Source organism: Roseimicrobium sp. ORNL1 (assembly GCF_011044495.1).
GTDB lineage: Bacteria > Verrucomicrobiota > Verrucomicrobiia > Verrucomicrobiales > Verrucomicrobiaceae > Roseimicrobium.
The window spans coordinates 5,974,968-5,987,957 of record NZ_CP049143.1; the positions used below are offsets into that span (position 1 = coordinate 5,974,968).

The following is a 12,990-nucleotide window of genomic DNA, read 5'->3' on the forward strand; positions in this document are numbered from 1 at the left end:
CGAGCGCAAGTCAAACGCGCGGGTGAAGTCGGGTTCCCACCGGGAGCTAACGGTGCGCAAATCGCAGCGCCTCGAAGACAAAACCTATCGCGATGGGCACCCCTACGAACAAAAACCACCGGACCCACAGATAAGCCAGCAGCCCCATCCACCGGCTCCCGTCCCAAATCACCAGAGGCACCATACAAAGCTTGAGGACCGCGGCTGCAACCACCCCACCGACCGGCACCACGACCACGAGATACAGCATCATTTCAACCGCGCTGATCCTTCCCCCACCATGATGCCCACCAAACCGGTGATCTGTGAGCTCGTCCACCACCGTGGCGACCACGTGTGAAGCACCCGCGAGCAATAGCACTGCTGCAGCAGTGATGGCCCAATCAAGAAACGCCGGATATTTTTGAAAGGGCGGCACTGTTTCTACCAGGCCCTCCTCGGGAAGCGGCTCCTCCGGTCGCGCATTCATGACTTCCAGCGCCGCCTCCACTTCCTCCTCCGGGATCATGACGGAGCACGGCTCCCATCCAGGCGTGTAAAGATGCGCAGCCTCCTCATGCCAGACTTCCACGGGAATGCCGTGAGCCTCCAACACTCCCCGCACCACATGGGCACGATGCGGTTCATACGCAGATCCCAGTCGGACGAACATGCGCCCCAGATTGCATGAACCGCGATACGACGTCGAGAGAGTTTTCAGATAAAGAGATGCGATCGCGAGAACCGATCCCCGATCCTACTTCTCCACCTGACCGAAGAGCCACTTATGCACCTCGGGATCATCGAAGACCTTTGTCGCAATCCCGTGTCCTCCCGTCGGGAACTCCGTGTACTTGAAGGTCTTCTCTGAACGCTCCAATGCCTTCGCCAGAGTTTGCGACACCGAGACTTTCACGACTTCATCATCCACCGCGTGGAAGATCCACAGCGGACGTTTCTTGAAGGTGTTCGCCGTCTCCGGTCCTGAGCATCCCGACACCGCCACTCCGGCGGTGAAGAGACGCGGTTCCGCATTCATCAGGTGGCAGGTGCCAAATCCACCCATCGAGTGACCGATGACATAGATGCGCTTTTCATCGATCGGCAGGGACTTGATCAACTTCTTCACCAGGTCCACCGCCTCCGTGCCCGGCTTGTCATACCAGCCAGCTCCCGTGCCGCCGAAAGGCTGGTAGCAAAGTGGCGCCAGGATGATGCACGGATGCGCTGCGTAGTTTTCCGTCTTGGTGAAGGACTTCATCCAGCCGTTTACCTGCTTGCCGTTCTCGTCGTTCTGGCTCTTGCCGTGGAGGGCCAGCACCAGTGGGTACTTCTGCGAGGCGCTGAGTTCCTTGGAGGCATACAGGGCAAAGGGAAGATCCTCGTGCTTGGAGAGCGCCCAGTCACCGGTGACAAGAGAAGCGTATGTTCCTTCGATGGGCTTGTGCGGTGCATTTGCCGTCGGCGATGCTGGAGCACCGGGCTTCGCTGCCGGTGGAGTGGCGCCATTGGACTGCACCCATTTCCGGTCTTCTTCAGACAAACGTTCCAGGGGAATGGTGAAGGTCTGGCCTGCGGCATTTTTTACAGTCACTGCAGCAGCCGTGGCGCTGACGAGGTCCGCCTCCAGCTTGCGACCATCCGCAGCGGTCCACGTGCGGGCGCTGGCGAGCATGGGCAGGCCCATGGCAGTGAGAAGGGCAATCAGACGTTTCATGGTGAGGATAGGCTCAACGTTCGGTTTCCTGGACTCCATGGGCACAACGCACGAGAGAGCTCAGTCTTTACGATTTTGCGCAAAGACCTGCCCAGTCATACTTTGGCATTCCGGGAGGAATGTTACAAAATCGATGCCGATTCTTCCAGACTACGGCTCTGTGGGAATAGGCAACCCATGCATCTTGAGGAACGACAGCTTGTCCCAATACCCACGCTGAAATTTGATGCGCCCCTCCACCACGTGGAAAAATCCACACCCGCGGAGCCCGAGAGGATCCTTCCACTCCAACACGGCCCACTCTCCGTCGCACAAGATGTTGTCTGGAATACACACCATTTCCGCCTGGGCAAACTCACGGCGAAACATCTCACGAATCGCCTCCTTTCCCTCCACTGGCGCATTCGCCACCTGATGATTCACTGCGTCATCATGGTAGAGCGCGACAAGTTTGTCCGCATCGGCAGCATTGAAAGCATCGATCCATGATCCGAGAGTTTCGCGGGGACTCATGCAACCGTGCATACACGCAAGCACCTCACGGCACCAGAGCTGGATGATTCACTCATGTCTTGTTCGGACTTTCAGTGCGGCGGCATCTTGGAATACCAAGCCTTGATCGCACTCGCGAATTCAGGCGGCATGATGCCAGCGATCTCCCTGGGAATATCCGGCGGGGACAACCAAACGCGGTAGCTGTCGCCAGCCTCCGCACCCAGTTCATGCCACGCCAGGTAGCTTGGCGATCCCAGCCAGAGACAGTTGGTCCCCTGATTCCAGAAAGCGACGAAAGGCTCATCCTCACGGCCCAGGGGGCCGTAGCCTCGCAAGGTTTGTGTGGCATCGGCATGCTTCCATACGATTTGATAGCGTCTCTGTCCTGGCTGGTTGGGGATGGACCTGTCGGGGGACGGGATGAGGAGCGAGACCCCACCCGCCAGTGGGTGGGCACCTTCCGCGGTGATGAGTTTCGATTCTCCCGGCACTGGCCCCAACTCCGCCATCGTGACCGGGCCCAGGGTGACCATCTGCGTTTCGATGCGCGGCACCCCGGCATCCCGAAGTCGGCGGGCCACCTCCTCGACTCTCTGATGCGGACAGCCACGTGGGGCCACCACCCGCGCCATGAATCCCGCATCCTCCACGCGAGAGATGCTCACCTGCACCACGCTCATGAGTTGCAGAGCCTGCATGGCTTTGTTGATCTGCTCCATCGGAATATCTTTGCCGACCTTAAGCTGCACTTCGACATCGGGCGCTGGTAAGACGACCTGCGGCGGGAGAATCTCCGGAAATGCCTCTCGCGCCGGAGCTGGCGCCTTCCGCACTGTAAGAAACCACAGGCCCATCAGCATCGGGGTAATCATCAGGAATCCCACCACGGCCACCACCAGGCAGCCAATCCCCACGATCAATCCATGATTTCCACCCGATGCCACAGCGGCGGCCTGCTTTGCTCCGGGCACGGCACCCGAGCGCAGCCAGCGCCACGTGGCGTGCATGATCCACCACACGGCCCCACCAAAGGCCACTACTGCCAGCGGGCCTGCGCCGCGAACCAAGCCAAGGACGGCGCAAATCAGCAGCATCAGCAGGGCCGCCAGTCCTCCTCCCAGGAAACACGGCCACACCCATGAGGCAAACAATCCGCTCGCGAGATGCTCAAACGGCGGCCCGCGCCGGCGCTGGGCAGACAGGTGGGACCAGCCCAGCAGCGTGCCAGCGATCATGCAGCCCAGTTCCAGTACGAGACAGAATGCCAGAATGGGCCCCAGCACCACCGCCTCCCAAGGTGTGCTGGAAATTCCGAAGGGTACCACCACCTTCGGTGAAGTTGCGGGTAGATTCCCCTCTCCATGGCCGGCGGGTTCATGCCCCGACGCTGCGGGAGGATTCACAACAACACCGCCACTGCTGAACGTCCCGCTGCCGTTGACATGAAACGATGCCGTCGGGGTGCTCATGGAAAGGGAGCGAACCCCTCCAAACACAATCAACAGCAAAAAGGGAATGAGCAGACTCACGGACACCATCACCGCCGCCGCTCGCGGATACGTTCGTGATGGTGCCGCGACCAAACGACGCGGCATCGGAGGCGGCGGGGACGGCGGCATCGGAGGCACAGGCGGAGCACTTCCAGCAGCACCACCACCGGAGCTCACCACACCCCCCACGCCTGCTAGATCTGGAGGAGAAGCAGCCTCATCATCATCGGCTGCATCCGCCTTCCCCAGCGTCATGATCTGCGTACGCAAATCCGCCGCTGTCTGCCAGCGCAGCTCGGGAGAGCGGTCCAGAGCACGCAACACGATTTCATCCAGCCGCACATCCACATGAACTTTTTTCGATGGTGGCTCAAGTCGCTTCGCGGGCAGCTCTCCGGTGAGCATCTCATACAGCACCACGCCGAGTGAATAGATATCCGCCCGATGGTCCGTGCGCTGGGGTTGCTCGCGCTGCTCGGGCGCCATGTACTGCGGCGTGCCGGCAGGCTGCGAGTCGCCGGGCACCACTTCATCCGTGGGTGTATCGAGCATCTTGGCGATGCCGAAGTCGGCGATCTTGATCCGCCCATCTTTGCTCAGCAGGAGATTTTCCGGCTTGATGTCTCGGTGCACAATGCTGTGCTCATGCGCGTACTGGAGCGCCTCGCAGATCGGTGGCACCACCGTCAGCGCCTGCTCTGGCGTGAGTTTTCCACCGCGCATGGCCTGGCGGAGATTCACGCCGTCCACGAACTCCATGAGCAGGTAGAAAAAGGACCCTGCCTGCCCGAAGTCATGCACCGTGACGATGTGCGGATGACTCAGCGCCGCCAGCGCCTCCGCCTCCCGGGCGAATCTCGCGGCAAACGCAGGATCCTGCACCCGCTCCGGAGCCAGCAGCTTTAGCGCAACGAAACGCTTCAGCGATTTCTGCCTCGCCTTGTATACCACCCCCATGCCTCCACGCCCGAGACACTCCAGGATTTCAAGCTGTGGAAAATGCGGTGCAAGCTCCTCCGTAGTGGGTATCGGGACAGGAGGTGGCGAAGGTTGCGTCGCATCCAGGCCAGTGAGCAAGGTGGGTTCCTCCAGGTTCAGCGCCATCAGGCAGCGCGGGCACAAACCTTCAGGAGCAGAGGCTGGTAGAGGCGCTCCGCATTTGGGACATGCGTGGGATGGTGTGTCGCTCACGTTCGATTCCTAAGTACGGACGGACAAACGTTACACAATTGGCCGCGATGTGGCACCATTTTGCTGCCCCATCATGGGGAAGTGACACTGCCATGGGCGAGCACCGTGATCAGATGCCGGATTTCATCTTCCAGGTCCTCCTCGTTCGCCACCGTTTGCGCGATCTCTTCGCGGAAGATTTCCCGGAAGCGCTTTCGAAGCCGGTGCACCGCCACACGCGCGGCCCCTTCGGTGCTGCCCAACTGTGCAGCGAGGTCTGCGTAGGAGTTTTCTCCGCGTGGAGCCACCAGTTGAGGTTTCAGAACCGTGAAGTCGTGCTCGCGCCCCGATCGCTCAAATTCTGCACGGAGCCTGCCGAGAGTTTGCTCCAGAAGCGTCAGCGCCCAGCGACGGTCATACGCCTCATCTGCCGAGGCCTGCGGTGAGGTTTCTTCACGATAAAGCTTTTCACCCAGTACCGTATCCAGCGGCACGGCATGCTGCCCACCTCCACGCTTCAATCGGCGTGAGCGGTCCCATTCGTTGGCCAGATGCCGCTGAAACGCCATCAGCATGAACTGGCGAAAGCGTCCCCGCTCCTGCTGCACCGCCTGGAGGAATCCTTTCTCCAGGAGTCTTGCGAAGAATCCCTGCGTGCCATCTTCTGCGTCCTGGGGACTGTGCCCGCGCCGCCGGGCGTAGATGTACAGCGGCTGCCAGTAGGTCCTGCACAGGAACTCCATCGCCTGCTGTGCATGGTCATTCCCCACGTCCCGTGCCGCAAGCACCACAGACCACCGCGTGGTCAGAAAGAGCGTTTCATGTCGGAATGATTTTTGCGCAGCGTCGTGATCCGAAGCCATCCCCGGATCATAAGCTCTCTGGAGGAAACGTTACAAGGCCTCCTCTTGCCCTCTGCCCATTCTTCTCCAGCCTTTCGCAATCACGTCCAAGTCGTTCTCTGCTCCCCCTCCGGTATGAACTACATCGAACTCCCCCACAACAAGAAGCTGAACCTCCTCAACGAACATGACGGTGACTGGGAAAATCTGGAGCAGAGCAAGTGGTGCCTGCACTGCAGCCAGAGTTTTACCGGCCTCGCGGCTCGTGTTTGGAAAGATGCGGAGGATGGCCGCCTGTGGCTGGAATGCGGCACGCCGGGCTGCGATGGCTCCCCCATCGACTGGGCACCCTATCCCTGGTGGGACGACAATCATCCCGCCACGATTGAATATCACAAAAAGAATCCCCGATCCGAAGACGGACCGGGGTTCCTGGATGATGATTTGGAGGATGAAGACGTGAAGCCTTGATGTTCGGTCCCAGTTCCCTGGCACTCATACCAAGTTCAGATGAAAACAGGTTAAATGAGGGAGGCGCTATCACTCAAGGGAGCACTCCTGCCATACGCATGAACCAAAATGAGAGCGTGCCTTTCGCAGTGGGTTATGAGGCACAGTCGAAGCAGTTCCGCGGACTACGCCCTTCAAGGCAAACGCCCTTCCACAAAATGGGACGGTAGGGATGCGCTCCTGCGCGTCCGACTTTGGGCGGGCGGAGGGTGTGGAACTGCGACACGAAACGGCCTCGCCATGTGGCATCTCCCTCCGCCTCCGCCCGCCATAAACGGACGCGCAGGAGCGCATCCCTACCGTCCCATTTTGTGGAAGGGCGTTAAGATGCTGAGCCAATAGTGCCTCAGGGGCTCGAGAGTGTGTTCGTTTCGACGATGAACTCGCGGGCTATTGCACCTCCGGCACAAATGAAATCCTCAGGTTAATGCCTATGGCAGGAATGCCCCCACTTGGGATGGCTGTCGATAGAATGAGGAATCGCTCGGGTGCTCCTCTACGCTTCAGAAACGGTTTCCAAGCGTCATTCCCGGTTCACCCTGAAATGGGGGCAGGAGTGCCCCCGATCCTTGGGGACAGGGATCTCTCCACGAGCGAGAACCAAACTACCCATTCATCAATCGAATTGGTATCAGGACGCGGGCATCCATCATTCCAAAACACTATCCCGCGGAAACTCCTTGAAGCGCTCAAACAGGAGTTCATCGTAAATTCCATGAGCGTCCACGAGAACCTGCTTCAAGATATCATACCTCGTGTCACTCTCTGAGGAAGCAAGCACGCTCTGAAGGATGCGGCGGCGCTCCTCTTCGACCGACACGCCATGGACCACCACCCGCTCTTCCAAGCGGCGGATCAAAGCAGGATCCAAATTGCGAACGACTAGCTGTGCCATGCTATCAAATGATAGCATGGCGAACCGAAGGTCAAGAGGCTGCCTTTCAGGCCTTCCCCATCGCGCGCAACAGCGTGATCGCCATGTCTGCAGGCGTCTCGGAGACGGCGATGCCGCACTCGGCCAGAATACGCTTCTTGGCTTCGGCGGTGTCATCCGCGCCGCCTACGATGGCGCCGGCGTGGCCCATGCGGCGTCCGGGAGGAGCGGTGGCTCCGGCGATGAAGCCAGCGATGGGCTTCTTGCAGTTGTCCTTGGCCCAGCGGGCGGCTTCCGTTTCCGCGTTGCCGCCGATTTCGCCGATCATGATGATGGCTTCAGTCTCGGGATCTTCGTTGAAGAGCCTCAGCACGTCGAGGTGGCTTGTGCCGTTCACCGGGTCACCACCGATGCCTACGCAGGTGCTCTGGCCGTAACCACGCGTCGTGAGCTGCCACACGGCTTCATAGGTGAGGGTGCCTGAGCGGGAGACCACGCCGATGTTGCCACGCTTGTGGATGTAGCCCGGGGCGATGCCGATGCGGCATCCACCATGGGAATCCTTGCCGGTGCCAGGAGTCACGAGGCCGGGGCAGTTCGGGCCGATGAGACGGGTCTTGGATCCAGCCATGGCGGACTTCACCTTCACCATGTCATTGATCGGAATGCCTTCCGTGATGGCCACCACGAGATCGAGTCCTGCGTCCACACCTTCCAGGATGGCATCCGCCGCGAAGGGAGGCGGAACGAAAATCACGCTCACGGTCGCGCCGCTTTCCTTCACCGCTTCCGCGACGGTGTCATACACCGGCACCTTGTGCGAGCCGTGGTCAAAGCTCTGGCCACCTTTGCCCGGGGTCACACCGGCCACCAGCTTGGTGCCGTAGTCGAGGGAGGCCTTGGCGTGACGAGAGCCAAAGTCACCAGTGATGCCTTGGACGAGAATGCGGGTATCTGAATCAACAAGAATGGCCATGGGGAATGTCTGTGAGAGTGATGTCGTAAAAAATGTTCGTGCTCAGCTTGGCTCAGCTGTGTCCGGGTTTGCGCTTGTGAATGATGAGCGGGTTCCCTTCCGGGTCGCTGACAAAAAGCATGTGGCATACCGGCGTCTCCATGGGGCCCATGGTGAACGGCACGGAAGCGTCCTGCAGAGCTTTGACTGCGGCGTCGAAGTCCTCGACCTCGAGACCGACGGTGCAGCCGTCCTTGGTGGGCGTGAATCCGGCGTACTTGCCGAGACCCAAGGTGGCAGGACCGATGTCGAACTCGACCCAGTGTCCGCTTTCCCCCATGTCGTGGTCCATGGTCTTCTTAAGACCAAGCACGCCCTCGTAAAAGGCGCAGGCGCGAGCCATGTCCGTTACGGGGTAACAGGAGAAAGCGATTTCAGAAACTTTAAGCATGGTAACTCTCCTTCTGAAAAACTGAGCTCTTCAAGCGAAGGCGGAGACTAGGCAGCCACCGCCGCGACAATCTTCTTCGCCGCATCCGCGAGGTCATCCGCACCGGTGATGGCAAGACCGCTCTCCGCGAGCGTCTTCTTGCCAGCCACCACGTTGTTGCCTTCGAGGCGCACCACGAGCGGAATGGAAAGGCTGGTCTCTTGCGCCGCAGCGATGATGCCCGTGGCGATGATGTTACAGTCCATGATGCCGCCGAAGATGTTCACCAGGATGCCCTTCACATTCGGGTCACCGAGGATGATCTTGAAGGCGGCCGTCACCTGCTCCTTGGAAGCGCCACCACCCACGTCGAGGAAGTTGGCAGGCTCACCACCGGAGAACTTGATGATGTCCATCGTAGCCATGGCCAGACCGGCGCCGTTCACGAGGCAGGCGATGTTTCCGTCCAAGCCGATGTAGTTCAGGTTGTATTCGCTGGCAGCGACTTCACGAGGATCTTCCTCGGTCTTGTCACGCATCGCCACCACGTCCTTCTGACGGTAAAGGGCGTTGTCATCGAAGTTGAACTTCGCATCGAGCGCCACGAGCTGGCCGTCCGTGGTGATGGCCAGCGGATTCACCTCGACCATGGAGCAGTCTACCTTGATGAAGAGATTGTAGAGCGCGGTGAAGAGCTTCACCGCCTGGTTCATGAGCGGCCCGCGGAGGCCGAGCGCCGCGGCCACTTTGCGACACTGGTAGGCCTGCAAGCCCAGCGTGGGGTGGATGCCTTCCTTGATGATCTTCTCCGGGGTCTTCTCGGCTACTTCCTCGATGTTCACGCCACCTTCGGTGCTGGCGATGATGGAGTGACGGCTGTTTGCTCGGTCGAGCAGGATGGCAAAGTAGTATTCCTTGGCAATGTCCACGGACTTGGCCACGAGCACCTTGCTCACCAGCTTGCCGTCCGGCCCGGTCTGGTGCGTCACCAGCGTCTGGCCCAACATCTTGCCAGCGATGTCCTGCGCTTCATCAGCGGTGTTGATGACGTGCACGCCACCTTTGAATCCATTTTTAAAGGTACCCTTGCCGCGTCCACCTGCGTGGATCTGCGCTTTCACCACAAGTCCCTCACCACCAAGCTCACGCGCTGCAGCTCCCGCCTCTTCCGCCGTGCCGGCGACCTTTCCTTTGGGTGTGGCGACGCCGAATTTCTCAAAAAGCTCCTTGGCCTGGTATTCGTGAATGTTCATGGAAGGGAAAGTGTCAGCGGAAAGGGAACGGAAAGAACGAGCCGCGAGCATAGGGACACGCCTCGCAGCGTCAAGGCGCAGAGTTGGAAGAATCCGCCCAGTGCAACTTTCGAGCCAGTCACCCTAAAGAGGCAACCGGGGCATCGCGAAACGCGTACTTGCGCGATTCATTCAACGGGAGTTTATTACTTGTCCATGCGTCCGGGAAATTTCAGCACGCGACTCAATGTGAACCTCGGGGAGACTGTCCTCGTCGGGAAGATTGTGCGTGAGTTCGGTCAGTGGCATGGAATCCCGGAGGATGCGCTCTTTGTGGTGAATCTTTCACTCGACGAGCTGGTCACCAACATTGTGACCCACTCGCAGAAGCAGCCACCCCCTCCCAAGGAAATCGTCCTGCGCCTCAGCACCGTGAAAGATGAAGTGCGTGCGGAAGTCGAGGACGATGGATGCGCCTTCAATCCTCTCAGCATGCCAGCCCCCGATGTGGGCGCTCCCCTGCAGGAGCGCAATCCGGGAGGACTCGGCATTCATCTGGTTCGCAGTTTGATGGATACTGTGAACTACCAGCGCATCGGCACGCGCAACCGCCTGACCATTTCGAAAAAAGTCGCCTGAGCTAAATCTCCCACCGCCTCCCGCCATGACCTTCAGCATTGAGACCCAGCCCGGACTTTCCATCGCCTGCCTTGGCGGTCACGTGGATACGCTGAATGCCGGGGAACTGGAGAATACTCTTGTCGCCCTGGCGGACACCGGGGAAAACCAGCTCCTCGTGGACTGCACCTCCCTGGAGTACATCAACAGCGCCGGCCTGCGTGTGTTTCTCCTCGTCGCCAAGCGCAAGGAAGCCACCGGCGGCAAATGCGCCTTCTGCGGGCTCACCATGAATGTGAAGCTGGTGTTTGAGACCATCGGTTTTGACCGCATCCTCACGGTGTATGACTCACGGGCGGCTGCCCTGGCGCAGATACAGCCGCTCTCACAGGCGGCTGCCTAATCCCTCCTCGCGACAGTGTTTGCCAATCTGCTCAAAGGCTCGCTGAAGTCGCGGTTCACCCGCCTGATTGGCATTCCTGCCTCCGTCTTTCTTGTCCTGGCCTTCGGGCTGGTGACGTATTTGACCTTCAGCCGCTCGGTCGAGTCCACGGCGGCCGAGGCCCTCGGCATGGTCCGCATCCATGCGGCAAAGCTCGATCAGGTGCTGGCCACCGCGGCCCAGGTGCCCCACATGCACGCGCGCCTCTTTGAGAGTGGCGCCATGAAGGATCAGGAGACGGTGAAGAAATACATCACCGACTCCCTGGCAAAGACACCCGGGATCTACGGTAGCTGCCTGGCCTTCGAGCCCAATACCTTCATCCCCGGCGTCACCAACTACTGCCCCTACGCCTACTGGAAGGATGGGCAGGCCACGTTCGAGAATCTGATCCCGCCCGGGTACAACCACTTCGAGTGGCCCTGGTACAACGATCCCAAGCGTCTCGGCCACGCTGTGTGGACGGAGCCCTACTTCGACACCGGCGGTGGCAATGTCATCATGACCACGCGCAGCGTGCCCTTTCGCAAACCCAGCCAGAACGGATCCGAAGGGGAATTTTGGGGCGTGGCCACCATCGACATTTCTCTGGAGGCCCTGTTGGGTGACCTAAATGCCCTGACCGTGGGAGAAACCGGGTATGCCCTCCTCCTGAGCCCGGAAGGACGGATCCTGGGCTGCCCGGACAAGGGGAAGATCATGACCACGAAGCTTGAGCAGCTCAATCCCGAGCTCGCAGCTGCGCTCATGCCGGGCAGCGAAGGTTTCATCGCGGCCACGGATCCCCTGCACAAACGTCCCGTGCGCGTGGCCTACTCTCCGGTGCCAGCGGCGAATTTCATGCTGGCACTCGTCTACCCCGAGCGGGAGGTCTTTGCGGACGCCAACCGGCTGCTGAATTACCTGATCATCATCGGTCTGCTCGGCCTCCTCTTCCTGTTCACCATCCTGTGGCTCGTCGCACGCTCTGTCAGCGAGCCGGTGGCGGAACTGGCCAGCGCCGCGCGGAAGATCGCGGATGGCGATCTCGTCCAGCGCCTGGAGTCGCGCTCCAACATCGACGAAGTGAAGGAACTGGCTTCCGCGTTTGAAAAGATGACCCGCGACCTGCGCATGCGCATGGAGGAGCTGCGCTACACCACCACGCTGAAGGAGCGCATGGCGGGTGAACTCAACGCCGCCCGCAGCATCCAGATGAGCATGCTGCCGCGCGAATGGCGGGACAAGTCCAACTGGCAGGGCCATGCCCGAGTAGCACTGCATGCCATCATCCAGCCCGCGCGCGAGGTGGGCGGCGACTTCTACGACTACCGGTTTTTGGATGAGCGGCGCCTCTCCATCTTGATCGGTGATGTGTCCGGAAAAGGGGTGCCCGCCGCCCTTTTCATGGCCATGACGCAGACGCTCTTCCAGGCGCACGCCGATGCCACACGCACCGTCACGGACGTCATGGCCCGGGTGAACAATGCCCTCTGCGCGGAGACGCACACGGGCATGTTCGTCACGCTGCTGTACGCCATGCTGGATGTGCAGAGTGGCACCCTGGAGATGTGTAATGCAGGGCACCTGGCCCCGTACCGCCTCGTACATGGCAAGCCGCCCGTGCCGATCGAGAGCGCGCGCAATCCCGCGCTGGGTCTGGTGAAAGACATCCAGTTCAAGACCGCCACCACACAGCTCAATCCCGCTGACCGCGTTTTCTTCTACACCGATGGCGTGACCGAGGCGTTTAACCAGAAGAACGAACTCTATTCCACCGCGCGCCTCGAGGCCCTGCTGGAGAAGAGCATGGATGTCTCCGTGGAAATGCTCACCCAGACAGTCATCGCCGATGTGCAACACCACGCCAGCGGCCACGAAGCCTCAGACGACCTCACCGTTCTGGCAGTGAACTTCAATCCCAAGGAAGTGTCGCGGGGATAGTCCAGTCCTTGCGGTGCTCGCATCGGCTTGCATTTTCGCTGGGATCATCCTCCTTCGCAGACTCACACGTTCCCTCTTCATGCAAGTCACCGTCAACGGCACGCCCACCCAATTTTCCGGCACCTCCTCCACCGTGGCGGCGCTCCTGGATTTCCTGGGACTGGCGGGCAAGCCGGTGGTGGTGGAGTTGAATCAGCGCGCGCTCTTCCCGCGCGAACTTGCATCCACGCCCCTTGCGGAGGGAGACGTGCTCGAGCTCGTGCAGATCACCGCCGGAGGCTGATTGAGCAGCCCGGTGCGATGGATTCACGCC

14 protein-coding genes are annotated in these 12,990 nt (G+C 60.2%); 5 read left to right on the forward strand and 9 right to left on the reverse strand.

The annotated features are described in order from the left end of the window. Positions 1-46: 46 nt before the first annotated feature. The 5 genes from G5S37_RS23995 to G5S37_RS24015 form a co-directional block, all read right to left on the reverse strand. The gene (locus G5S37_RS23995) at positions 47-652 is read right to left on the reverse strand and encodes a hypothetical protein (RefSeq protein ID WP_165207384.1); all 606 of its coding nucleotides are present in this window, start codon (positions 650-652) and stop codon (positions 47-49) included. A gap of 84 nt (positions 653-736) precedes the next feature. Further along, a complete protein-coding gene (locus G5S37_RS24000; protein WP_165207385.1) occupies positions 737-1,696 on the reverse strand; it encodes a prolyl oligopeptidase family serine peptidase in 960 nt (319 codons plus the stop codon). 150 nt (positions 1,697-1,846) lie between these two features. Further along, positions 1,847-2,209 carry a nuclear transport factor 2 family protein gene (locus G5S37_RS24005; protein ID WP_165207386.1) on the reverse strand — a complete coding sequence of 121 codons (363 nt, stop codon included), beginning with the start codon at positions 2,207-2,209 and terminating at the stop codon, positions 1,847-1,849. A gap of 71 nt (positions 2,210-2,280) precedes the next feature. Beyond that, positions 2,281-4,785, reverse strand: coding sequence for a serine/threonine-protein kinase (locus G5S37_RS24010; RefSeq protein WP_165207387.1), 2,505 nt, complete (start codon positions 4,783-4,785; stop codon positions 2,281-2,283). A gap of 158 nt (positions 4,786-4,943) precedes the next feature. Next, on the reverse strand, positions 4,944-5,714 hold the full coding sequence (locus tag G5S37_RS24015; protein ID WP_165207388.1) for a sigma-70 family RNA polymerase sigma factor: 771 nt from the start codon (positions 5,712-5,714) through the stop codon (positions 4,944-4,946). Between the two features lie 114 nt (positions 5,715-5,828). Between G5S37_RS24015 and G5S37_RS24020 the strand changes: the two genes are divergently transcribed. Further along, positions 5,829-6,164 carry a hypothetical protein gene (locus G5S37_RS24020; RefSeq protein WP_165207389.1) on the forward strand — a complete coding sequence of 112 codons (336 nt, stop codon included), beginning with the start codon at positions 5,829-5,831 and terminating at the stop codon, positions 6,162-6,164. 688 nt (positions 6,165-6,852) lie between these two features. Here G5S37_RS24020 and G5S37_RS24025 read toward each other — a convergent pair. Genes G5S37_RS24025 through sucC form a run of 4 tightly spaced genes read right to left on the reverse strand, consistent with a single transcriptional unit; the run spans position 6,853 to position 9,715 of the window. Beyond that, positions 6,853-7,098 carry a hypothetical protein gene (locus tag G5S37_RS24025; RefSeq protein WP_165207390.1) on the reverse strand — a complete coding sequence of 82 codons (246 nt, stop codon included), beginning with the start codon at positions 7,096-7,098 and terminating at the stop codon, positions 6,853-6,855. Positions 7,099-7,144: 46 nt separating this feature from the next. Next, positions 7,145-8,053 carry a succinate--CoA ligase subunit alpha gene (sucD, locus tag G5S37_RS24030; protein WP_165207391.1) on the reverse strand — a complete coding sequence of 303 codons (909 nt, stop codon included), beginning with the start codon at positions 8,051-8,053 and terminating at the stop codon, positions 7,145-7,147. Between the two features lie 52 nt (positions 8,054-8,105). Beyond that, a complete protein-coding gene (locus tag G5S37_RS24035; RefSeq protein WP_165207392.1) occupies positions 8,106-8,483 on the reverse strand; it encodes a VOC family protein in 378 nt (125 codons plus the stop codon). Positions 8,484-8,530: 47 nt separating this feature from the next. Continuing rightward, positions 8,531-9,715 carry an ADP-forming succinate--CoA ligase subunit beta gene (sucC, locus tag G5S37_RS24040; protein ID WP_165207393.1) on the reverse strand — a complete coding sequence of 395 codons (1,185 nt, stop codon included), beginning with the start codon at positions 9,713-9,715 and terminating at the stop codon, positions 8,531-8,533. Between the two features lie 195 nt (positions 9,716-9,910). Here sucC and G5S37_RS24045 point away from each other — a divergent pair, with 195 nt between their 5' ends. The 4 genes from G5S37_RS24045 (at position 9,911) to thiS (ending at position 12,960) form a co-directional block, all read left to right on the forward strand. Further along, positions 9,911-10,333 (forward strand): ATP-binding protein, encoded by a 423-nt coding sequence (locus G5S37_RS24045; protein ID WP_165207394.1) that lies wholly within the window; start codon positions 9,911-9,913, stop codon positions 10,331-10,333. 25 nt (positions 10,334-10,358) lie between these two features. Continuing rightward, complete coding sequence (locus tag G5S37_RS24050) at positions 10,359-10,715, forward strand: STAS domain-containing protein (RefSeq protein WP_165207395.1); 357 nt, start codon at positions 10,359-10,361, stop codon at positions 10,713-10,715. A 15-nt stretch (positions 10,716-10,730) separates the two neighbouring features. Next, complete coding sequence (locus G5S37_RS24055; RefSeq protein ID WP_165207396.1) at positions 10,731-12,677, forward strand: SpoIIE family protein phosphatase; 1,947 nt, start codon at positions 10,731-10,733, stop codon at positions 12,675-12,677. Between the two features lie 79 nt (positions 12,678-12,756). Next, positions 12,757-12,960: a sulfur carrier protein ThiS gene (gene thiS, locus G5S37_RS24060; RefSeq protein ID WP_165207397.1), complete on the forward strand. Its 204-nt coding sequence runs from the start codon at positions 12,757-12,759 to the stop codon at positions 12,958-12,960. Positions 12,961-12,990 lie beyond the last annotated feature (30 nt).